This is a genomic window from Mucilaginibacter conchicola (genome assembly GCF_003432115.1).
Lineage (GTDB): Bacteria > Bacteroidota > Bacteroidia > Sphingobacteriales > Sphingobacteriaceae > Mucilaginibacter > Mucilaginibacter conchicola.
Map to the genome: position 1 here is coordinate 210,424 of NZ_QWDC01000001.1, position 23,292 is coordinate 233,715.

Annotated in this window: 20 protein-coding genes and 2 tRNA genes; 11 read left to right on the forward strand and 11 right to left on the reverse strand. The window is 41.3% G+C overall.

The window, feature by feature from the left end:
- The first annotated feature begins 91 nt into the window (after positions 1 to 91).
- From D0C36_RS00865 to D0C36_RS00875, 3 genes are all read left to right on the forward strand, one after another.
- The gene (locus tag D0C36_RS00865) at positions 92 to 784 is read left to right on the forward strand and encodes an AbiV family abortive infection protein (protein ID WP_117389707.1); all 693 of its coding nucleotides are present in this window, start codon (positions 92 to 94) and stop codon (positions 782 to 784) included.
- A gap of 37 nt (positions 785 to 821) precedes the next feature.
- Positions 822 to 2,435: a hypothetical protein gene (locus D0C36_RS00870; protein WP_117389708.1), complete on the forward strand. Its 1,614-nt coding sequence runs from the start codon at positions 822 to 824 to the stop codon at positions 2,433 to 2,435.
- Between the two features lie 467 nt (positions 2,436 to 2,902).
- Complete coding sequence (locus D0C36_RS00875; protein WP_117389709.1) at positions 2,903 to 4,597, forward strand: recombinase family protein; 1,695 nt, start codon at positions 2,903 to 2,905, stop codon at positions 4,595 to 4,597.
- 154 nt (positions 4,598 to 4,751) lie between these two features.
- Here D0C36_RS00875 and D0C36_RS00880 read toward each other — a convergent pair.
- The 3 genes from D0C36_RS00880 to D0C36_RS00890 all read right to left on the reverse strand — a co-directional run bounded on the left by D0C36_RS00880 (position 4,752) and on the right by D0C36_RS00890 (position 5,558).
- A tRNA-Leu gene (locus D0C36_RS00880) sits at positions 4,752 to 4,836 on the reverse strand.
- Positions 4,837 to 4,892: 56 nt separating this feature from the next.
- Positions 4,893 to 4,965: transfer RNA gene (locus tag D0C36_RS00885), tRNA-Gly, on the reverse strand.
- A 110-nt stretch (positions 4,966 to 5,075) separates the two neighbouring features.
- On the reverse strand, positions 5,076 to 5,558 hold the full coding sequence (locus tag D0C36_RS00890) for a regulatory protein RecX (RefSeq protein WP_117389710.1): 483 nt from the start codon (positions 5,556 to 5,558) through the stop codon (positions 5,076 to 5,078).
- A gap of 56 nt (positions 5,559 to 5,614) precedes the next feature.
- Between D0C36_RS00890 and D0C36_RS00895 the strand changes: the two genes are divergently transcribed.
- Positions 5,615 to 8,074, forward strand: coding sequence for a bifunctional UDP-N-acetylmuramoyl-tripeptide:D-alanyl-D-alanine ligase/alanine racemase (locus D0C36_RS00895; RefSeq protein ID WP_117389711.1), 2,460 nt, complete (start codon positions 5,615 to 5,617; stop codon positions 8,072 to 8,074).
- A 14-nt stretch (positions 8,075 to 8,088) separates the two neighbouring features.
- Entirely contained in the window at positions 8,089 to 8,682 is a 594-nt protein-coding gene (locus D0C36_RS00900) for a DUF502 domain-containing protein (RefSeq protein WP_117389712.1), read from the forward strand.
- On the opposite strand, the gene D0C36_RS00905 is transcribed toward D0C36_RS00900, so the two are convergent.
- Both D0C36_RS00905 and D0C36_RS00910 read right to left on the reverse strand, forming a co-directional pair.
- Entirely contained in the window at positions 8,679 to 9,938 is a 1,260-nt protein-coding gene (locus D0C36_RS00905) for a TCR/Tet family MFS transporter (RefSeq protein ID WP_117389713.1), read from the reverse strand. The genes D0C36_RS00900 and D0C36_RS00905 overlap by 4 nt on opposite strands.
- 5 nt (positions 9,939 to 9,943) lie before the next feature.
- Complete coding sequence (locus D0C36_RS00910; protein ID WP_117389714.1) at positions 9,944 to 11,209, reverse strand: TCR/Tet family MFS transporter; 1,266 nt, start codon at positions 11,207 to 11,209, stop codon at positions 9,944 to 9,946.
- 107 nt (positions 11,210 to 11,316) lie between these two features.
- On the opposite strand from D0C36_RS00910, the gene D0C36_RS00915 reads away from it, so the two are divergent.
- The gene (locus D0C36_RS00915) at positions 11,317 to 13,275 is read left to right on the forward strand and encodes a redoxin domain-containing protein (RefSeq protein WP_117389715.1); all 1,959 of its coding nucleotides are present in this window, start codon (positions 11,317 to 11,319) and stop codon (positions 13,273 to 13,275) included.
- A gap of 64 nt (positions 13,276 to 13,339) precedes the next feature.
- Here D0C36_RS00915 and lepB read toward each other — a convergent pair whose 3' ends face one another.
- The 3 genes from lepB to D0C36_RS00930 all read right to left on the reverse strand — a co-directional run bounded on the left by lepB (position 13,340) and on the right by D0C36_RS00930 (position 16,340).
- Positions 13,340 to 14,005, reverse strand: a complete 666-nt coding sequence (lepB, locus tag D0C36_RS00920) for a signal peptidase I (RefSeq protein ID WP_117389716.1) — start codon at positions 14,003 to 14,005, stop codon at positions 13,340 to 13,342.
- 49 nt (positions 14,006 to 14,054) lie between these two features.
- Positions 14,055 to 14,762 carry an LOG family protein gene (locus D0C36_RS00925; protein WP_117389717.1) on the reverse strand — a complete coding sequence of 236 codons (708 nt, stop codon included), beginning with the start codon at positions 14,760 to 14,762 and terminating at the stop codon, positions 14,055 to 14,057.
- 78 nt (positions 14,763 to 14,840) lie between these two features.
- Positions 14,841 to 16,340 carry a sodium:solute symporter gene (locus D0C36_RS00930; RefSeq protein WP_117389718.1) on the reverse strand — a complete coding sequence of 500 codons (1,500 nt, stop codon included), beginning with the start codon at positions 16,338 to 16,340 and terminating at the stop codon, positions 14,841 to 14,843.
- Between the two features lie 124 nt (positions 16,341 to 16,464).
- On the opposite strand from D0C36_RS00930, the gene trpA reads away from it, so the two are divergent.
- Positions 16,465 to 17,235 (forward strand): tryptophan synthase subunit alpha, encoded by a 771-nt coding sequence (gene trpA / locus D0C36_RS00935; RefSeq protein ID WP_117389719.1) that lies wholly within the window; start codon positions 16,465 to 16,467, stop codon positions 17,233 to 17,235.
- Between the two features lie 3 nt (positions 17,236 to 17,238).
- On the opposite strand, the gene D0C36_RS00940 is transcribed toward trpA, so the two are convergent.
- The 3 genes from D0C36_RS00940 to sucC all read right to left on the reverse strand — a co-directional run bounded on the left by D0C36_RS00940 (position 17,239) and on the right by sucC (position 19,943).
- Positions 17,239 to 17,859: an L-threonylcarbamoyladenylate synthase gene (locus D0C36_RS00940; RefSeq protein ID WP_117391318.1), complete on the reverse strand. Its 621-nt coding sequence runs from the start codon at positions 17,857 to 17,859 to the stop codon at positions 17,239 to 17,241.
- A 119-nt stretch (positions 17,860 to 17,978) separates the two neighbouring features.
- Positions 17,979 to 18,509 (reverse strand): YceI family protein, encoded by a 531-nt coding sequence (locus D0C36_RS00945; protein WP_117389720.1) that lies wholly within the window; start codon positions 18,507 to 18,509, stop codon positions 17,979 to 17,981.
- Positions 18,510 to 18,752: 243 nt separating this feature from the next.
- Positions 18,753 to 19,943 (reverse strand): ADP-forming succinate--CoA ligase subunit beta, encoded by a 1,191-nt coding sequence (gene sucC / locus D0C36_RS00950; RefSeq protein ID WP_117389721.1) that lies wholly within the window; start codon positions 19,941 to 19,943, stop codon positions 18,753 to 18,755.
- 157 nt (positions 19,944 to 20,100) lie between these two features.
- On the opposite strand from sucC, the gene D0C36_RS00955 reads away from it, so the two are divergent.
- The 4 genes from D0C36_RS00955 to D0C36_RS00970 are packed head-to-tail and all read left to right on the forward strand — an operon-like array spanning position 20,101 to position 23,224.
- A complete protein-coding gene (locus tag D0C36_RS00955; RefSeq protein WP_117389722.1) occupies positions 20,101 to 20,760 on the forward strand; it encodes an ABC transporter ATP-binding protein in 660 nt (219 codons plus the stop codon).
- Positions 20,761 to 21,054, forward strand: coding sequence for a hypothetical protein (locus D0C36_RS00960; protein ID WP_117389723.1), 294 nt, complete (start codon positions 20,761 to 20,763; stop codon positions 21,052 to 21,054). It begins immediately after the preceding gene.
- Positions 21,038 to 21,655, forward strand: coding sequence for an HAD family hydrolase (locus D0C36_RS00965; RefSeq protein ID WP_117389724.1), 618 nt, complete (start codon positions 21,038 to 21,040; stop codon positions 21,653 to 21,655). Before D0C36_RS00960 ends, D0C36_RS00965 begins: the two co-directional genes overlap by 17 nt.
- A 57-nt stretch (positions 21,656 to 21,712) precedes the next feature.
- Complete coding sequence (locus tag D0C36_RS00970; RefSeq protein ID WP_117389725.1) at positions 21,713 to 23,224, forward strand: S41 family peptidase; 1,512 nt, start codon at positions 21,713 to 21,715, stop codon at positions 23,222 to 23,224.
- Positions 23,225 to 23,292: the final 68 nt, after the last annotated feature.

Here is a 23,292-nt window from a genome sequence, read left to right on the forward strand (position 1 = left end):
CAAACCTAAAAAATCATATCACTAATCCACTCGCCTCAAACCAACGAATATAAAATGCATCACTTTCATACCCAAACCGAACAACTAATCAATGGCCAGCGATAAACCCACAAACCTGTTCCGCAGCCTGGATGCAGAGGGCTGCAAACATATTTATCCAAAAGTCAAAAAAAACGCAGACCGGCATTTCAACGCAGCCGAGTTGCTTGTCCAGTCTGGGGACTATGCGAACAGCGTAGCGCACTTGATCCTGGGTTCTGAAGAATTGATTAAATCGTTCGTGCTGGTGTTGCAGGCCTATGAATTTCCGGTGAAGAAGATAGCCAATTACGACAAACTGTTCACGCATCATACCGCCCGGCACAACCTGTTAAAAGAGTTTTATTCGGTTTATCGCTTTATCAGGGGCATTGTGGAGTGGCCGGAATGGAAGCAAGGGCAATCTTTCCTAAGCAACTTTTCCAAAGTGCTTAGCTACAGCGTTAATATCCTGAATAATAGCATTGCTAATTATGAATGGTGGGATAAGGCAGATCAAATGAAGCAACACTGTTTTTACCTGGACTACAACAGTCGTGGCACGGTCGACCCTATCAGCATCGACCACAACGCGTTTGAAACTACCCGAACTATCACCCACAAATTCCGGGAAGATCTGCGCCTGATGGTCATCATTATCGAACGAGCTTCTTCCGAAGACCTCGCTACGTTAAAGGATGCTTTTGTCAGCACCGGAATGACCGAACAGATCGATGAGTCCATTACGCGAAAAAAGAGTAAATAGAAGAACCTAATCATCAATTTTAAGCTAAACCTGAACAATGAGTATTGTTAATACAGAACCGCAAATCGCCCATCAGAAATTAAATGACTTTTTAGCTCGTTGGCCACTGACCGCCGTTGAAGCCATGAACTTGCCGGATTATAGCCAGGCGGGCAACCCTGACACTTTTACCTATTGGCTGGAACACGGTTCCGTTGCCATTGGTGAGATCGGCGGTCATCCATCTTCCAAATTTGGTATCTGGAGCCGGGCGACCGATAAAGAAGGCGTATCGCCGGCCTATTTAGAAACAGCTGAGTATAAATGGTTCAAAAAATATGGGCCTGACCCTGAGGGATCGTTTCAGCGGGTCAAAGCATTAATTATCGCCATCATCCGGAACGCGCAAGCGGGCAATTTTGCGGCTATTGATTCCATTGATATTAACAGCATGGTCAAATGGAAGCTCGCATTCATTTATTCCAACTATCGCTTATTGCCCATCTACGCCAAAGAGATCATCCGGAAGATCGCCAAACATTTTGAATACGAAGACTACGCCACCGCACCGCTGTCCGAATTATATCAATTTATCCTGAGTAAAAAAGAAGCGGACGAAGAGCTCTTTGACTTCTCCAGTAAGTATTACCGCCTTGCTAAGGCGATACCTGAACGTAACTATTACATTATCGGATCGAAATACGGCGATGATAACGGAAATGATGTAGTGGATGTATTTCCTGATATGCTGGAGAAAAGTGCGGTTTCGACGGGATTCTTCTGGGATACAGATTTTTCTAGCCTGGTTGGTCAGGATCATACCAGTATCAGCAAATGGATCAACCAGCATGTACCGTACGACCAGCCTAAATTTGATACTTCAGCCCGTACTTTTAAATATTTTCTCAACCTCAAAAAAGGCGACCTCATTGCCGTTAAATCCCATGGGCGTTTTAATAACCTGACCATAATTGCCTACGCGGAAGTGACCGAGGTTAACGGTTCGGTCTACCGGTTCGGTGACCCGGTACTTGGGCACCTCATCCATGTCAACTTTCTAGAAACCGGTTTGCGCATCGATACCGGACTAAACTATGCCTTGACGATACACCATATCATTCCTGGTGAAAAAGAAGGACATTTTGAGAAGATATTTGGCAGTTATGCCATTACAGGTACTAGTGATGAATTCGCCCTCGAAGAACTTACACAAGATGATATAACAGATGAAGAGCCGTTGGAAGATGATATCAGGACTAAAGATACTTCAACGTTCACCCGTAACATCGAAACGACCCAATTGGTCAGACAGGTCCACAACCAAATCCAGAATGGGTTCGCGCAATATTTAAAAAGAACTTTTCCACAAGACAAAGTGGGCACCGAAAGAAAACGGATAGACATTTGGCGGCGCAATGACGACAGTTTTTATATTTACGAGGTAAAACCGTATAATTCGGCTTTTGCGTGTATCCGTGAAGCCCTGGGGCAATTGACAGACTACGCCTTTAGTAAAAGAACCCTTCTTGAAAAATACCTTGTGGTGGTGGGTACCCAACCACCGGATGACCGGGAACTGCGTTACCTGAAATTCCTGAAAGAAAACATCGGTTTGAAACTGAGTTACGAATGCTATTCCATCGAAGAAGATTGCAGTATCATTTATTCCTGAGCAGTTAAATATTTAGCAATTATTAAATTAAAGCCTTACAAAAAAATAATCATTTTAATGATTAAAGTAATTGGCTTTTAATATTTAATATTCTGTATGCAATATTTAGAGCATGAGTCATATATTATTCTAATATGCAAATATCAAAAAGGTCACCGGATAACGATAGCATTTTCAATAATGTTGTGCTGTTAATATCTGCCTTTAAATACAAAGGCCATTTCTACACAAAAGGTATTCAAATATATATCATAAAGGAAGCTTATCTAACTTACTCCATTTAAAGCAGTCAAAATTTAATACAATCGATTCATTTATTATGGTTTTTGTTCATTTTGGGATGCCAAACTTATCGGACAATCTTTAAATAGAACCGATACCTAAAGACGATAAATCATTGGTTGTTTATTTAACACGTCCATACATCAAAACTCAATTAATCCGTTAAATAATAAACCTATTATTATATGGAATCGGCATACTTATATGTCCGTGTTAGCACTGACGAACAGGCAAGAAAAGGATTCTCATTGCCTGAACAAGAAGATCGTTTGTTGAAATATTGTGAGTTTGGCAATATCGAAGTAAAAGGTATCTATAGAGAAGATTATTCGGCCAAAAACTTTAACCGACCAGAGTGGAAAAAACTAATAGCTACGATTAAGAAGGATTCAGGCAAGAAAGAAAATAACATACTATTCATAAAATGGGACCGGTTTAGCCGTAATATCGAATATGCTTATGAGATGATAGGCATTTTGCGGAAGTATCGTGCAACTGCTATGGCTATCGATCAACCGATTGATTTCACGGTTCCTGAAAGTACGGTTATGCTTGCAGTATATCTATCGATACCTGAGGCTGAAAATAGCAGAAGAGCGTTAAATACGTCTAACGGTATGCGAAGAGCGAAGCTGCTAGGAAGGTACCCAAACAAAGCACCGCTCGGTTTTACCAATTGTACCGGACCCGACGAAAAAAAATACATTATTCCTGCATATCCCGAGGCTGATATTATCAAATGGGCGTTCAAGCAACTCGCTAAAAATTCATTCAAGATTGAAGTAGTAAGAAGAATGGCTTGCGCCAAAGGGTTAGTATGTTCTAGATCTGGTTTTTGGAAGCTTGTACGGAATCCGGTATACTGTGGATTTATTCCTATATCTACCATTGGACAAGCACCTGAATTGATAAAAGCCGTTCACGAGCCCCTGATCTCCGAGACTTTGTTCTATGAAGTTCAATCGATAATAAATACCAGGCGGAAAGTCGAGAGTAAATCAGATGAGTTAGGTAATGCTTTTTTCCTTAGAGGATTTTTGATTTGTCCGGCTTGTGGTAAAAAGCTCAGTGGAAGTTTTTCAAGAGGATCGACGAGAAAATACCCTTATTATCACTGTTTTAAAGGTTGTCCAACGAGAATAAGGGCAGAACTAGTGAATAATAGCTATAATGAAAAACTGCAGAAAATGCTTCTTTTAGACGGTGTTATAGGACTGTTCAATCTTGTTTTGGAAGATGAAAACATTGGTTCTCAACGGGCAGAATATTTACAGGATCGTAGATTATTGAAAAAACAACTTGAAGAACAGCAATTACTTATCTCAAAGGCCAGGAAATTATTTGTTACCGATCGATTGAAATTTGATGACTTTAAAGAACTTAAGTTAGAAAGCCAAATTATTTGCAGCAACGTAGGGGTGGAGCTGAGTAGTAATGCCTCCAAGTTAAGATTACTGCGACAACAATTAGAGGTTGACGGAAGAAGTATCAATCAAATATTTTACAACTTTTTAAAGCTGAATATATTAGATAAGAAATACATCGTTAGCATGATTCCGCCTAAGACGATTGACATTAACACGGGCACAGTATCAATACAGATCGGAAGTATCTTAGCAAAGATATTGTCGTTTAAAAAAAGTAATTCATTAATTGAAGTATCTGATTTGGATACTCGACCAAATAATTTTAGAGAAAGGAAGGTAACGATAAAAAGTGCTATTTCTTTAATGGGAAGAAATGGTATTCAACTGGAAGAAGGTGAAGCAGGAGTGATTTTAGATTTTCTCTATCATATGGCAAGAACATATAATTTTACCAACGTCAAAATTAACCATATCCCTAAGTGGATATCGAACCAGCAGAAACCGGCATGGTGATATCTTAAAGTTTCTTTTTAGACTGGATCTCAAAACGGTACAAGAAAAATTTAAGGAAAAATCGAACCGTTAATGGGGTCGGTGTAACCGTTTGATTGATAGATATTTAAGGGTATAAAAAAAGGAAACAACGACCCTGTGTTGTTTCCTTTTGTACTCAGAGCGGGAATCGAACCCGCACTCCGTTTACGGGAACAGGATTTTAAGTCCTGCGTGTCTACCAGTTCCACCATCTGAGCATTTAGAAGGGTATTAACCTTCTAAAAATAAATCCCTTCGGTGTGGAAGGGATTTGAGCGAAAGACGAGATTCGAACTCGCGACCCCGACCTTGGCAAGGTCGTGCTCTACCAACTGAGCTACTTTCGCGTTGGTATTACGCTTAACAAAAAAACAAAAGCCGTTTCTGTTTTGCGTGGTGCAAATATAGCGAGAAATGAAGTTTCTGCAAGTAAAAAGTTAACTTTTTTTAAAGTTTTTCATAAGTCGTTGGCTTTCAAAACGTCGCTGATAAGGTCGGCTTCGTAGCCGCGGCTCATGGCGTACTGTTGCAGTTTGTAACGTCGTTTAAAGCTGTCTTTTTCGGCAATGGTTGGGGCTTTCTTCTCTATGAGTCGGGTAAGCGCGGCAAAGTAATCGTCGGCATCGATAACTAAAAGCGCTTTTTTGATGAGGTTGGGAGATACCCTTTTTGCTTTTAACCCCAGTTTGATCTTAACACGGCCCCATTGTTTCTGATTAAATTTACCTTGCACGTATGCTTTCGCAAAGCGCTCCTCATTTAAAAAGTTCTCCTCAATTAAGTAGCTGATGATCTGCTCAACAGCATCGGGCCATAACCCCCAATCGTATAATTTATCGCGCACTTCCTGTTGCGAACGTTCCTGGTAGGCGCAGTAATGTTCGGCCTTTGTCTTGGCAACATTTACGTCGGTTATACGAATTTTCTTAGGAACTTCCATCAAACCAAAATTCGTTAAAATTCTTCTCTTTACAGAAATATAAGCAATTTAGTGCCATGCAAGCTACCTATGCTATAAGCCAGATTAAGCAGATTATTAGTGCCGCCGGAGAGATTGTTGAGAATACCCAGATCAGCGTTTTGCTTACGGATAGTCGCCGTATCAACAATCCTGCTGTTTCACTTTTCTTTGCGCTTAACGGCCGTAGAGATGGGCACGGGTTTATTCCCGATGCTTACACTGCCGGTGTACGTAACTTCGTGGTGAGCCACCGCCCGGAGATGATTGCAGAGGATGTGAACTTCCTTATAGTTAGTGATGTGCTTTTAGCGCTTCAGCAGCTGGCCGCTCATCATCGTGAGCAGTTTAATTTTGATGTAATCGGCATTACAGGCAGCAATGGTAAAACCATCGTAAAAGAATGGCTTTACCAGTTAATAAGCCCCGAACATAATATTGTACGCAACCCCAAAAGTTATAATTCGCAGATAGGTGTACCGCTATCGGTATGGCAAATAAGCGAGGGGAACGATCTTGGTATATTTGAGGCGGGTATCTCATCGGTAGGAGAAATGGAACGCTTAGAGGCCATTATCCAGCCTACGATCGGTGTGCTTACCCACATGGGTACTGCGCATGATGAGGGCTTTGATTCGCCAAAGCAAAAGTTGGAAGAGAAACTGGGCCTGTTCAAGAACTGTAAACAAATCGTCTATAACTACGATCTGCTGATAGATTTCCCTGAGGCTATGCGTGGCCGTGAGTGCTTTACCTGGAGCCGCAAGTTTAACATCGCCAACCTTTATGTTTTTAGCGAAACCACTATCTCGGGCAGGTACTACATGCGCGCCATTTATAAAGGTAACGAGATTGAGTGCCTGGTTCCGTACCGTGATGAAGCATCTATCGAGAATGCCATCATCTGCTGGGCTACCATGCTGGCGATGGGCTACTCGCCCGATGAATGCGACGACCGTATAGAACGCCTTGCGCCGGTAAGTATGCGTTTAGAGTTGAAGCATGGTATAAATGATTGCTCAATAATTGATGATACGTATAATTCGGATATACAATCGTTGGAGATAGCATTAAACTTTTTGGGGCAACAGAATCAACATGCAAAAAAAACACTTATTCTGTCAGATATTTACCAATCAGGGCTGAAGGAGAATGATCTGTATAAGCAAGTAGCCCAGCTGGTAGGTAATGCCAGGGTTGACAGGCTTATTGGCGTAGGCCCGGCGCTGCAAGATCATAGTACATTTTTTAAAGCCCCCCAACTGCATTTTTATACAGATACTGATGCATTATTGAATGACTTGCCAAGACTGCACCTGCACGAAGAAACTATCCTGATAAAGGGCGCACGTACTTTTGAATTTGAAAAGATAAGCCGTGCGTTGGTGCAAAAAGCGCACGAAACAGTGCTGGAGATAAACCTTAACACATTGCTTAATAATCTCAATTTTTATAAAGCCAAGCTTAGTCCCGGCGTAAAACTGATGGTAATGGTGAAGGCTTTTTCTTACGGCAGCGGTACCTTTGAGGTGGCCAATATATTGCAGTACAACAAGGTTGATTACCTTGCGGTGGCTTATACCGACGAAGGAATAGCCCTGCGCGAGACGGGCATTACCCTGCCAATAATGGTTTTAAACCCGGAACCATTGGCTTATGACAAACTGGTAGCCAATAAATTAGAACCTGCCATTTATAGTTTTAGTTTACTGGACGAATTTGTGAGATTTGCACAGGACGAAGACATACAAAACTACCCGGTACATATCAAAATAGATACTGGTATGCACCGCGTTGGTTTTGAAGAATATGAGGTGGAAACCCTTTGCGATATGCTTGAGGTTAACCCATATATTCATGTACAATCTGTTTACTCGCACATGGTGGCAAGTGATGCTGAGCAGCATGATATGTTTACTTTAAAACAGATCAGCACATTTGAGAAGATCTTCAAGGCTATTGAAGCCGCTTTGGGTTATACGGTGATAAAGCACATCAGCAATACCTCGGGTATAACGCGCTGGCCAAATGCGCAATATGATATGGTTAGGCTGGGTATAGGTTTGTATGGCGTTGATGGCGCAGTTCCGCGTGAGAGTACTGCCCTGCAGCCGATAGCTACGCTAAAAACTACGGTGTCTCAGGTAAAGAAAGTACCTGCTAATGAAAGTATCAGTTATATGCGCAGCGGTAGTTTAAAAACCGATGGCAAAATAGCAACAGTGCGTATAGGTTATGCCGATGGTTATTTGCGCGCCTTCGGTAACGGGGTGGGTAAAATGCTGGTGAACGGTACGCTGGTACCAACCGTAGGTAATATCACAATGGATATGTGTATGCTTGATGTAAGCAATGTTGAGGTAAAAGAAGGTGATGAGGTGATCGTATTTAACGAACGGCAGCGCATAGAGGAACTGGCCACCCAGATTGGTACCATCCCGTATGAAATACTTACTAATATTTCACAACGCGTAAAAAGAGTGTACTTTTACGAGTAATTTATTTGTACTGAATGACCCGTATTTTCCGCGCCCTTATTAATTATTTCATCAAAGGCTTATTGGTGGTTGTGCCTTTGGGTGCTGCTTTCTTCCTTATTTTTTGGATCATCTCGAGTATAGATACCTCGCTTAATTTAAGCAGTGAGATCTGGGTTGATCAACGCGGCAGGCCGCTTTATATCCCTGGTCTTGGTATTTTAACAGTAATTGTGGTAGTGATGGTAGCAGGTGTATTGGTTACCAATGTTATTACAGTACCTATAAAAAAATGGGCTGGCCGCTGGCTTAACCGATTGCCACTTTTCAAATTTCTGTACTCATCAATTAAAGATCTTACTGAAGCATTTGTAGGAGAGGAGAAGAAGTTTAATGAACCTGTTATTGTTGAGGTAAATGAGTTTGGTTTAAAAAAGATAGGTTTCCTGGTGCAAAAAGACCTGGCCAAATTAAATATGCCAGGAGAGGTAGCGGTGTATTTCCCGTATTCGTACTCCTTTGCCGGGCAGGTGGTTATCATCTCTGCCGATAAAGTTAAACCTCTTGACAAAAACGCTGCCGATATGATGAAATTCGTTATATCAGGCGGGGTAAGCGGGTTGGATTAAATGTGCGGTGTTGCCTTTGGTATCTCGTGTGAGTCTTTTGTCCCTTTAAAACTTCTATAGGCTAATATTACAGCTATAAACATCATTATTGCACCCAAAAGATACGGTGCGCCCGGGAAATAAACTGCGGCACCCTTAGCTGTAAAATGATGGAAGATAGATGTCATCATTAACGGGCCAATCACGGTGGTTATACTTACCAAACTGGTTAAGGCACCCTGCAGTTCGCCCTGCTCATTGGCCGGTACGTGGTCTGATATAAAGCCCTGCAAAGCTGTACCGCCAAGGCCGCCAAGGCAGTAAGGTATCATACAGAGGTACATCATCCAGCCTGTGTTTATAACAGATATCATTGCCAGGCCAATGCCATAGAAAGCTATACCAGCCATGATATTTTTGCGCAGGCCAAATTTAGGTATCGTCCATCGTACAAGGCCGCCTTGTATACCGGCTATCAATGCACCAATAAAAATACCCAACGCGCCAATGCTGTAGGTAGTCCACTGAAATTTCTCTATTACGTAGAATGGAAGCACATGCTCAACAGCCTTTTGGGCAATGTAAACAATGGTATAAGCCGTTATAAGCGTGCTTACCGCTCTGGAGTATTTGCGTAGCCTTAATAATGAACCTACAGGGTTTGCACGCTTCCAGTTAAACTCTCTTCTATTCTCTTTAGATAAAGATTCGGGCAGTACAAAATAGCCGTAGGCGGCGTTAACTAATGCTAATGAAGCAGCTACTATAAATGGCAATCTTATCCATACACCACTTAAAAATCCACCTAAACCTATACCCAAAATAAATCCTAAACCTGTAGCAGCGCCAACCAAACCAAAATTGGCTGCACGTTTTTCGCCTGTGCTTACATCAGCAATGTAGGCGGTAGCGGTAGTAGTGCTGGCACCTGCTATACCGGCTATAATGCGGCCTACAAAAAGCCAGGCAATAGTAGGGGCAAAAGCCATCAAAGCATAATCAATTCCAAAACCTATCAGGGATACCAATAAAACCGGCCTGCGACCTATTTTATCGCTAAGGTTACCCAGTACCGGCGCAAAAATAAATTGCATGGTGGCGTATGTAAAAGTAAGCCATCCGCTATACTGGCTGGCAGTACTTACATCAACATGGCCAAGTTTTTCGAGTAGATTGGGTAGTACAGGGATAATGATGCCCAAACCCAATACATCCACAAAAATGGTAATAAATATAAATCCTAAAGCAGCTTTGCCGTGTTCAGCGGTTTTGGTCATGTATATTAGTGTAAGCCCCCGGTATAATAGCTTTTATCGTTGGTTTGTTTGGTTTTTCTGAAACTCCGTACAGCAAGTATGGCACTCAGGAACATTAAAACGGCAGCAATATAGTAGGGTGCACCCGGTAATTGAACCGGCGCATTCTTGTTGGTAAAATAGTAAAATACATAAGTCATAAAACCGGGGCCAAAGATAGAACTTAGGCTCATGAGGCTGGTTAAACCGCCTTGTAATTCTCCTTGCTCATTCTTGGGCACCTCGTTGCTCATTACACCTTGCAGAGCCGGGCCGCAAATGCCACCTAACGAGTATGGGATCATGAAGGCAAACATCATCCAGCTTTTTGTGGCCATGCCAAACAAAGCCATACCAATACCATAAAGTACCAGACCTATCCATACACTACGTTCCTGGCCCAATTTAGGGATAACGATGCGGATAAGCCCGCCTTGTACCGCTGCTATCATTACACCGATAAAGCCTAATGAATAACCAACCGTATCTTCATTCCATTTGAATTTCTCCATGGTGTAGAACGTCCATACGCTTTGCACAGCGTGGCCGGCAAAGTATACAACAAACAAGCAGGCGGCCAGGCCAAATATGGCAGGGTATTTTTTTAACTGTAATAAAGAGCCCATTGGATTGGCTCGAGACATATCCAATTCGCGGCGGTGTTCTTTATCCAACGACTCTGGCAATATAAAGAACCCATAGGCTGCATTTAAAAGCGCCAGGGCAGCGGCAGCGTAAAATGGGTAATGTGTATCTATCTTACCCAAAATACCGCCAATTACAGGGCCTATAATAAAGCCAAGGCCGAAAGCTACGCCTATCATCCCGAAGTTTTGTGCCCGTTTCTCCGGTTCACTAACATCTGCAATGTATGCTGATGCTGTGGTAAAGCTTGCACCGGTGATGCCCGCAATTATACGCCCAACAAATAGCAGCCATATAGTTTTGGCAAAAGCAAGAAAAAGATAATCGATACCGAAACCTAAAAGCGAGAACAATAGCACCGGGCGCCGGCCGTACTTATCGCTTAGGTTGCCAACAAGCGGCGAAAACAGGAATTGCATAACAGAGTAGGCCATTAGCAAATAACCCGAGTAGCGCGTGGCTTCACTAAGACCGCTATGGATCAAACCCTCTATCAACTTAGGAAAAACAGGAATAATAATGGCAAACCCAATAACATCTATCAGCAGGGTAACAAAAATAAAGCTAAGGGCAGCTTGTTTCTTTTTAGGTTGTAATTGAGGCTCCATTGAAGGATAAAGAAACAATATTTTTTTCGCTTAACGATATTAATTATCAGATAATATTTGGATGTTATTTAACTAAATTCTTACATTGACTAAAATATTAGTTACCTATGAAAACATTAAACCTTATCTTAATTGTACCGGGTATTTTGTTGATGCAGAACACCTTTGCACAATCATCAAAACATTTAACATTATCAGACGAAACGCCCTCAGCCGGTGAAAAAATCAACTTGAGTTATAACCCTGCGGGCACACCTCTTGAAGGTAAAAACGACATTAAAGCTGCTGTTTACTTCCTTGATAACAAGAAATTCCCTGTTGCTGATGTTGACCTGAAGAGTACCGGCAAAGAGCTTAAAGGCGACTTTACTGTTCCTGCAGATACGAAGGCTTTGTTTGTTAAGCTAAGCAGTGGCAAGGATATAGATGATAACGCTGAAAAGGGATATGTGTACCAGGTGTATGACAAAGCCAACAAACCGGTAGAAGGAGCCAACGCTATGAATGCTTATTTGATAAGCAGTGGCATGGGCGCATATTTCGCTAAAATTAAAAACGACCAATCTGCGGCAAAAGAACTTTATAAGAAAGAGTTTACAGCGTATCCGCAAAGCCAGAAAGATTTTGGTGCCAATTATTGGGCAATGCTTGGCACATCAAAAGATGCCACCGATAAAGCGGCTTATGACGCCGAGATGAAAAAGCTGGCCAAAAGTACTACCGAGACTGATATGAACCTGGTTTACAACCTTTACCAGCGTACACGCAAAACCAAAGAAGCGGATTCGCTGAACAGCATTATTGTAGCCAAATTCCCTAAAGGTGATATCGCAAAAAATGCGGCCGGAACTACCTTTAATAAAGAGAAAGATCCTGCAAAAAAAGAAGAGCTTTATAAAGCCTACATAGCCAATTATCCTGAAAAGAATGAAGAAAGCACGCTCCAGGATAATTTCAGGATGCAGATAGCATCTGGTTATCTTAAGGCAAACAATGTTGATAAGTACAAGGAATGGGCAGCACAGGTAAAGAAAAAATCGCAATTGGCTGATGCACTTAACAATGTAGCCTGGGATTGGGCAGAAAAAGGTGAAAACCTTGATGAAGCAGCAACTCTTTCAAAGCAATCGTTAGATATATTGGATGATGAGTACAAAAGCGGCGTGGCTCCTTCAATGTATATGTCTCCGGCCCAGGCCAAAGAGAATAACCGCTCTTCTTATAACACGTTTGCAGATACGTATGCATTTATCCTGTATAAGCAAGGAAAGTATGCAGAAGCCTTGAAATATCAGCAAGCTGTTTATGAAAATACAAAATACACTGATGCTGAAATAAGTGAGCATTATGCGTTAATACTTAATGCTAACGGGCAGTACACCAAAGCCAAAGAAGTTATTGAGAAAACAGTAACAGAAGGTAAAACCAATGAAAGCCTTAAAGCACAACTGGCTATTGCTTATGCTAAAATTAAAGGCAACAACGCCGGTTATCAGGAATATCTTGCAGGCTTAGAGAAGCAGAAAGCGATGAAGGCAAAAGCCAAATTCATTAAAGACATGATCAATACACCTGCGCCTGTTTTCGCCCTTAAAGATTTTGAAGGTAAAGAGGTATCATTAGCCAGCCTTAAAGGCAAAGTAGTGGTGGTTGATTTTTGGGCAACATGGTGCGGCCCTTGTAAAATGTCGTTCCCGGGTATGCAAATGGCGGTTAACAAGTACAAGGATAACGATAATGTGAAATTTGTGTTTATTGATACCTGGGAAAACGGTGATAACTACCTGCCCGGCGTAAAGCAATTTATCGCCGATAACAAATACACATTTCACGTTTTAATGGATGAAAAAGGAGAGGACGGTCGCCAGTCAAAAATAGTATCACAATTTAAAGTTGATGGTATACCTACTAAATTCGTCATCGATAAAAACGGCAATATCAGGTTTAAATACGTAGGCTACTCAGGATCGTCTGAAGCTGTGCTTGACGAAGTAACCAACATGGTTGACCTTGCAGCAGATCCTGACGCTGTTACTAATGCACCAAAAGTTACCATGACAAAATAATACCGATGCGGTATAAACAAAGAAGGCGGCCTTGTTTAGGCCGCCTTCTTTGTTTACGATCAAATTACCTGTTGAGTATGATCGTTCTGATGTCGCTTTCTTTAACAAAACCTATGTAGCGTGAGTCGGCGGCGTTGTGGCGGCTGTCGCCTAAAAGGAAATAACTGTTTGCAGGCACTTTAACCGGGCCAAAGTTGTCCTCATTGTATGTGGTGCCCGGAAAAGCTTTCGATATCATCTCGTTTACAGTGTCTTTGCTCACCACGTATTGTTTAAGGTTAAGTCTTGTCTCGGCCATCGCCTTTTTTGAAAAGGTTATAAGATAAGTTGTATCCAATAGTGTGTAAACAGGGTAGTGGTTATTCACTACGTATCTATTTATTTTGTCCAGCTGGCTTTCGGTAATTATATATTCATTCCATACATTATCTTCATTTAAGGGCTTTCGATTCCTCAGTAAAACACCATTCTTTATCTGTATCTCATCGCCCGGCAGGCCAACACATCTGAAAATAGATAAAGGCACATCTTTATTTGAAAATGCGATGAACTTATAAAAGCGGTCTTTAGCAAATTTTGATCCGTAGATGCGATCTCCGGGATTGATAGCCGGCTGGTTGGCATCTGTCGGGACCTTGTACATTGCCAAAACGTTGGTTAACTGAAAAATAAAAGTTATCCCAATAAACGCTGCTGCAACTGTGATAATAATGATAAGGGCTTTTTTCATTGGCAGTAATATAACAAAAAATCCCCTTTCGGGGATTGATGTATCGCTTTTAAAAGTTCGGCTTCAGCACGTACTTATCATAGAAACGGAATATATGCTCTACTGCTTCTTCTGCTGTATCAACTACGCGGTAAAGGTTCAGATCATCAGGGCTAATGTTATGCTCATCATGCAGCATACGTTCTTCAACCCATTTGAACAGGCCGCCCCAATACTCCCGGCCTACAAATACGATAGGGAAGCGGGCAATTTTGCCGGTTTGTATCAGCGTTATAGCTTCAAATGATTCGTCCATAGTACCAAAACCGCCGGGTAGGATAATGAAACCCTGAGAGTATTTCATGAACATAACCTTGCGGATAAAGAAGTAATCAAACTCCAGTATTTTATCCCTGTCTATGTATTTGTTATGGAACTGCTCAAAAGGTAACTCGATGTTTAAACCAACCGACTTACCGCCGGCTTCATAAGCACCTTTATTAGCCGCTTCCATAATACCCGGGCCACCACCTGATATTACGCCGTAGCCACGCTCGGTAAGCAGGCGGGCGGTATCTTCTGCCAGTTTATAATACGGGTTATCATTATGTGTACGTGCCGAACCGAAAATAGATACACAGGGGCCAATTTTAGCCAGTTTCTCAAAGCCGTCAACAAACTCGGCCATTATTTTGAAGATCTGCCAGGAGTCGGTCACTTTAATTTCCTGCCAGTTCTTATTCTCAAACGCTTGTCTTATTTTTTCTTCACCAGTCATGTTAAAATAGTAATAGAAGGGGCCGTTTGCCCCGGGGAGTTATAAATAGATTTTTTCTTGTTATCAGGTGCGGGATGGTTACGAATTAACTAACGTAATTTCCGCTTCAGTGTTTTTCTTTTTAGATGTTACCCACAGGCCAACAAATGTAATTAAACCGTTTACAATTATCAGCTCGTTATCAAAAACGTAACCGCCCAATAATTCTTTAGAATCGGTACTTAAAAAGTAACATACGGCAGGGGATATTAAACAGATGAATGGCACCAGTTTATCATTCACCTGGCGTTTGCTCATAAACAAACCAAAGCTATATAAACCCAAAAGGGGCCCGTAGGTGTACGAGGCAACTTTGAAAATGGCTGTTACCACGGCATCATTATTTAGAGCGTTAAACGCAATAATGGTCAGGAACATCAGGCCCGAGAATGCGATATGTACCCAGTGGCGTACGTTCACCATTTTTTTGCTGTTGGTATCGCTGCGTTTATTAAAGCCCAGGAAATCCACACAGAAGGATGTGGTGAGCGCGGTAAGTGCCGAATCTGTAGTGGCAAATGTAGCTGCTGTTAACCCCAACATAAAAACCATAGCCGGTACCAACCCGAGATAGTTTAATGCGATAGTAGGATAGAGGTAATCTGTTTTCTCAACAGTGATACCATTTTTTACTGCGTACATATAAAGCAAGGCGCCAACGCTAAGGAAAAAGATATTGATCACCACGAAAACCCCTGTAAAGCTGAACATGTTCTTCTGCGCTTCTTTAATGTTGCTTAAGCTGAGGTTTTTCTGCATCAGGTCCTGATCAAGGCCGGTCATACCTACGGTGATGAATAAGCCGCCAAGGAATTGCTTGCTTAAGTGGAAGTGGCTACTCATAAAATCCTCTAAGAAGAAAATCTTAGAATAACTGCTGTTTTTAATAGCCTCTGCTGCCTGGAAAATATTCATATCCAGGCTGCGGCAGATAAAATATATCGACAGAAAAACTGATAATACCAGGAAGAATGTCTGCAAGCTATCAGTAATGATGATGGTTTTTAAACCACCTTTAAAGGTGTATGACCATATCAAAGCCAGGCATATCAGTACCGTTACCCAAAAAGGAATATGGTAGCTATCGAAAATGAATTTTTGCAGAACAATCACCACCAGATATAGCCTGAAGGATGAGCCAATAGTGCGGCTCAAAAGGAATATGGCGGCTGCAGTTTTATAACTCCATGTTCCCAAAGCATGCTCTATGTAACTGTAAATAGATGTCAGCTTCATACGGTAATATAGCGGCAGCAATACTGTAGCTATGATGACAAACCCCGCTGCGTTCCCCAACACAAACTGGAAGTACGCAAACTGATCGCCGCTTGGCGCACCAACTTTACCCGGTACCGATATAAAGGTAACGCCGCTTAAAGCAGTACCTATCATACCAAAAGCCACCAGGTACCATTTTGAGTTGCGGTTGGCCACAAAAAAAGTATCGTTATCTGATGATTTGCGCGAGGTAAGATATGATATCACCATCAGCACCAAAAAGTAACCGATAATGAAGGATAATAGTATTGCTGGTGACATAATTTAGCTTTGCGTTACGCCCTAAAGTAGCAGTTTAAGATTGCCAATGCAAAATAATATATGCACTGTTTAGTAAAAAAGATACTTTTGCAGGCACTTGTACAGAGATAACGCTATTACTCAGATGAATCGTCTTAATCAGCTTTTTGCTTCAAAAAATAATAATCTGCTTTCTATTTATTTTACAGCAGGTTACCCGCAATTAAACACAACGCTTGATATTGCTGAGGCGCTTGAAAAAGCCGGTGCGGATTTCCTGGAGATAGGTTTCCCATACTCTGACCCTGTTGCTGATGGCCCAACTATTCAGCACAGTTCGCAAACATCACTTGATAACGGCATGACTTTGCATGTTTTGTTTGAGCAACTGAAAGGCCTTCGCAAACGTGTTAACATTCCGGTGCTTTTAATGGGTTACGTAAACCCTATAGTGCAATACGGCGTTGAGCGCTTTTGTAAAGATGCAGCGGCGGCTGGTGTGGATGGCGTTATCGTTCCGGATTTGCCAATGTACGAGTACGAGATGATCTACCGCAAGCATTTTGAGGATAACCACCTGAGTAATATATTCCTTGTTACACCACAAACCTCAGATGAACGTATCCGTAAGATAGATGGCCTCAGCAACAGCTTTATTTATCTGCTATCTTCATCATCAATAACAGGTGGTAGCCTTCAATTGAACGATAGTATCGAAGCTTACTACCAACGTATAAAGGCGATGGAGTTGAACAATCCTGCTATTATTGGTTTCGGTATATCAGATAACAAGTCGTTTAGCAAAGCTTGCGAGTATGCAAATGGCGCTATAGTGGGTAGCGCGTTTGTGAAGTTATTGGCAGAAGAGAACTATTTAGAAAGGATCCCGGCTTTTATAAAGGGGATAAAAGGCTAAAACTTACAAATAATCTTCAAGCACACCTTTGCCTTCGCGGATAATCTCGAAATCACCAGAGGTGCAATCAACTACTGTAGACGGTACGTTTTCGCCGTAGCCGCCATCTATCACAATATCTACCAGCTCCTGGTATTTCTCGTAAATCAGTTCCGGGTCGGTAGAATATTCCATGATCTCATCATCATCATGGATTGATGTAGATAAAATGGGGTTGCCTAACACCTTCACAATCTCGCGGGCAATGTTATTATCAGGCACACGGATACCTACTGTTTTCTTGTTAGAGCTAAGCAGTTTTGGTACGGCGTGGCTTGCGTTAAATATAAATGTAAAGGGCCCCGGCAATGCTTTTTTTAGCAAACGGAAAGTGGCGTTATCAATAGGCTTAATGTAGTCCGAAATATGGCTCAGATCGTAACAGATAAATGAAAAATTGGCTTTCTCGGGTTTGATATTACGTATGCGTGCCACTTTCTCAATAGCTTTTTGGTTGGTAATATCACAGCCTATGCCATAAACCGTATCGGTAGGATAGATGATGATGCCGCCTTTGCGCAATACATCTGCTACTTGTTCAATGGCTTTCTCGTTTGGGTTTTCAGGATAGATTCTTAAAAGCATAATACTAAAGCAAATATAGCTGCCAAATGGTTTTAAAAGAAAAGCCATCTGTTAAAACGGATGGCTTTTCTTTTATGAAGCGTTGACTAATCTCTAATCAACAAATCTCTGATTACTAATTACGCTTGTTTAGCAAACTGTATGCTGGCAGTTAATTTGATATCCTCGCCAACAACGATAGAACCGGCTTCGGTAACACCCTCCCAGGTTAAACCAAACTCTTTACGATTAATTTTGCCGCTTACATCAAAACCAGCTTTGTTATTACCGTAAAAATCGGTAGCAACGCCGCCGTGCTCAACATCAAGGCTAACCGGCTTGGTGATACCTTTAATGGTCAAATCGCCTTTTAATTTGTAATCATCGCCATCTTTAGTAAACGATGTTGATTTGAAGCTGATCTTAGGGTGAGAAGCAGCGTCAAAAAAATCTGCACCTTTTAAGTGCTCATCGCGTTGGCTCTGATTGGTATCAATGCTGTCAACGTCTAAAGAGAACTCAACTTTAGCATCGCTGAAATCATCATTCTCAGTTTCTAATGAGCCTTCAAATGATTTGAATGAACCTGTTACGGTTGATATTACAAGGTGTTTAACTTTAAACTGAACCTCTGAGTGCATTGGGTCTAATACCCATTTTGTTGTAGCCATGGTTGTTTTTAATTTGTTGTGTATGACAAATATATAATTAAATGTTTAAACATCTATTTTGATTTTCATCAAATGACGCTCTCAAGACAAACAAGTATTTATTAACAACCTTAGGAAAGGGTAGATGTTTGTTTAAACTTATAATTTAATACTACGGTAACAAAAAGGCCCCGAGCTATCGGAGCCTTTAATTTTATAAAAATTTCGGTGACTAATCTCTAATCACCAACCTCTAATCTCTGCTTATGCAAGAACTTCTTTAACGCGCTCAGCAGCTTCTTTCAATAAGATAGCTGAGAAAACCTGTAAGCCAGAGTTATCGATAAGTTCTTTTGCTTCTTTAGCATTGGTACCTTGCAAACGAACAATGATTGGCACAGGGATGTTGCCAATCTCCTGGTAAGCATCAATAACACCTTGCGCAACACGGTCGCAACGAACAATACCCCCAAATATGTTGATCAGAATAGCTTTAACATTAGGATCTGAAAGGATAATGTTAAAACCGGCTTTAACAGTTTGTGCGTTAGCAGTACCACCAACATCAAGGAAGTTTGCAGGCTCACCACCGGCAAGTTTGATGATATCCATTGTAGCCATAGCTAAACCTGCACCGTTAACCATACAACCAACGTTACCGTCAAGTTTTACATAGTTAAGGTTGCTTTTGCTTGCTTCAACTTCAGTAGGGTCTTCCTCAGCAGTATCGCGCATTGCAGCGTAATCAGGGTGGCGGTATAAAGCGTTATCATCTAAGTTCACTTTAGCATCAACAGCTAAAATTTTATTGTCAGATGTTTTTAATACCGGGTTAATTTCAAACTGAGAAGAGTCGGTAGCGTCATAAGCTTTGTAAAGCGCAGTGATAAATTTCACCATGTCTTTAAAAGCTTCGCCGCTTGTGCCCAGGTTAAAGGCAATTTTACGTGCCTGGAAACCTTGCAGACCAACTTTAGGATCTATTTCTTCTTTAAATATTTTATCAGGAGTTGAGTGTGCAACTTCTTCAATGTCCATACCACCTTCGGTAGAGTACATGATAATGTTGCGGCCTTTAGCGCGGTCAAGCAGTACGCTCATGTAGTACTCTTTGGTTTCGCTTTCGCCGGGGTAATAAACATCCTGTGCAACCAAAACCTTGCTTACCAATTTACCTTCGGGGCCGGTTTGTGGGGTAACCAACTGCATACCGATGATCTGGCTGGTTAATTCTGCAACCTGATCGTGGTTTTTAGCCAATTTAACGCCACCGCCTTTACCGCGGCCACCTGCGTGTATTTGTGCTTTTACAACAACCCAGTCAGAGTTGAAGTCTTCTTTCAATTTTTGAGCAGCCGCAACTGCTTCTTCCGGTGTTTCAGCAAGTATACCTTCCTGTACTCTTACGCCAAAGCTTTTTAAAATCGCCTTGCCCTGATATTCGTGAATATTCATATTGTCGAAGTATTTGCGGTAAAACTACAATTTTGTTTTTAGAGATTAGGCCACCCAGGTTACAGTTTTGTAATATTTATTTCAATAAATAATAGCCTTTAATCGCATTTTAACAACTTATAACAAATCGGTTGTTAACTAATCGCTAAATTCGCACATGCTAAAAGCACAAGCCATACAAAAATCATACGGAAAGCTGCATATACTTAAGGGAGTTAACCTCGAAGTTCAGAAAGGTGAGATAGTTACCATTGTAGGTGCATCAGGCGCAGGCAAAAGTTCGCTGCTCAATATTTTAGGAACTTTAGATACACCCGATAGCGGCCAGATATTTATAGATGGTGCCGAAATAAGCAAGTATAGCAACAAAGCTTTAAGTACGTTCAGGAACAAGCATATCGGCTTTATATTTCAGTTCCATCACTTATTGGTTGAGTTTAATGCGTTAGAAAATGTATGTATCCCGGCATTTATAGCAGGCGTATCGCGTGCTGATGCAGAGAAGCGTGCTAAAGAACTGTTAGATATGCTTGGCCTTGCCGAACGTTTTGATCATAAACCATCAGAACTATCTGGCGGCGAACAACAGCGAGTAGCCGTAGCAAGGGCATTGATCAATAACCCGGCTTTGATATTCGCCGATGAGCCATCAGGTAACCTCGATTCAAAAAATGCTTTAGAATTACATGAGTTGTTCATCAAACTCCGCCAGGATTTTAACCAGACCTTTGTAATTGTTACCCATAATGAAGACCTGGCCAACATGGCCGACCGTACCATTTTGATGAAAGATGGTTTAATTGTAGAAAGTTTATAAGTGAAGATACTGATTACCGCTGCCACATCGGCAAATGCATATAAGTTTAAAGCAGGTTTAAACGAACAGGATATTGTTTTGGGCGATTATGGCGATATACCTGCATTTACTAAAATGCTTAAACTACCCAACCCGGGTAAAGAAACATACGCCCATGAAATGCTTACTTTAAGCCTTGACAATGCTATTGATAGAATTTATCTGCTTGATGGTAAAGAGTGGGATATCCTGCAGCACTCAAAACAATTGTTCAGCGAATATAATATTGAACTGATAGATGGCAACAACCTATAACGATATCGATTCGCGCAAGAAGGCTTTTGTGTTTGAGTTGGACGATGTGCTTTTCCCCGGAAAGGACTACTACTACCAGATCTACTACCTGTTTGCTAACCTTTTAGAGTACACTGAATTAAACAGCGCATCTAAGACAACCGATTTGATGATTGATACGTATAATAAGAGCGGAGAAGGTGCGGTTTATGATGCATTGGTGAACCAGTTGAGTGTTGATGAAAAGTACCGCAGTAAGCTGGAGCTTATGTTGCTTACTGCAAGGCTTCCATTAAAATTGTTGTTGTACCAAAATATGCTTAGCTTTATGCAAGAGGTGGTTACCGACAGGAAAAAGCTGTTTATAGTTACCAACGGTGCACCGCAAATGCAATTGAATAAAATTCGCCAGGTAGAGTGGCATGGGTTAGAGCCATATTTAACGTGTTACTTCACCCAGGAAACGATGCCTAAACCCGAAACAGATGCTATTGATCTGTTACTAAAAGAACATAATTTGGAGAGGAGGGATCTGCTAATGATAACGGGAACAGAAACTGATATTTTGTGTGCTGAAGCAAGTGGGATTGACCACATACCAGCCTCTGAAATAATATCTTAAAATATAAATAATATACTTAATACTAACACGTTAACTGCTTTGTAATTAATATAGTTTATGAGAAAATTTTTTTACCTTATTATATTATCTTCTGCCCTTTTTACTGCTTGTAAAAAAGACAAACCTGCACAGGCTTCAAGTCTCGACCTGATAAAAGATTCAATTTACTATTATTCGCAGCAAACTTATTACTGGAATACTTCATTGCCATCTTATGAGAACTTCAGGCCAAGGTCATTTAGTGGTTCAACTGATATAAACTCGCTTAGCAAAGAGGTTGATGCGCTTTCGCAATACGCAATAAACCCTAAAACAAACAAACCCTATGAGTACGATGAAGACGCGCCGGGCCAAGCTAAATATTCTTTTATAGATGAAGGTGGCGTAGCAGGTTCAATAGGTGGCACCAATGGTGATTTTGGTTTTGCACCGTTTTGGCCAAGCATGAACGATTTAAGGATCAAATATGTTTACCCGGGTTCGCCGGCTGATAACCAGGGTATTAAACGCGGTTACCAGATAGTTAAAATAAATGACAAGACCGATCTTGCCGCTACTGACGCCAATGTTGATTTCCTGATAAAAGCTTATGCTTACAGCAATACCATTAACATGACCTTGAAAAGGTATGATGGAACTACCTTTGATGTTTCATTGTCTACAGCTTCATATACGGTAAACCCGGTTTTAACCAGTAAGATATTTGAACTTGATGGTGGTAAAAAAGTTGGTTACATGGTTTTCAACAGCTTTACTGAGCTTGATAACGCCCAGCCAAGAATTGATGCCGCACTTAATGCTTTCAAAGCCGCCAGCGTTACCGATCTGGTTATCGACCTTAGATACAATGGTGGCGGGGCTGTAGAAACTGCGCAATATTTAAGTAATTTGCTGGCTCCTGATGCGGCTTTTGGCACACCGATGTTTAGCTACATATTTAACGAAACAATGTCATCGGGCAAAGCAACAATTCTTAAAAACCAGGTACGCCGAAGCAATGGTCAAACTTATAACTATTATGATGCGTTTGATTTTTCTGCAGCCGCAAATACAGAGAATTTTGAAAAACAACCTTTTGGAAGTTTTGCCGGTCTTAACAACATTTTCTTTATAGTAACCGGTAGCACTGCTTCGGCCAGCGAATTGACTATTAATAACCTGTTACCAAAACGTAACATCAAACTTATAGGTAACACCACTTATGGTAAACCGGTTGGTTTCTTTGCTTTAAACATTAATAAATACCAACTTTATGTTCCGCAGTTTGAAACCAAAAACTCTTTGGGTAAAGGTGGATACTATGCCGGTATGCAACCCGGTTCAACCGATTATGCCGGTAAGTATGCCGCAGATGACGTTAGCAAAGACTTTGGCGACCCTGAAGAGCAATTGCTTAAATATGCGCTTAACTATGTTAAAGTAGGAACCTTTGATGTTGCAGGTCCAAAAGTACAAAGTACTACAGGCCAACAACTCTTCAGCGCTGATGTATCTCGCGCTTTAGATATAAAGTTAGGTGCAAAACAGTTTAAAGGAATGGTGTTTGAAACCCCAAAGCACAAAAAATAATCTTCTTACAGATACAAAAAGAGAGGCCTTGATAAATAATCAAGGCCTCTCTTTTTGTACATATCTTT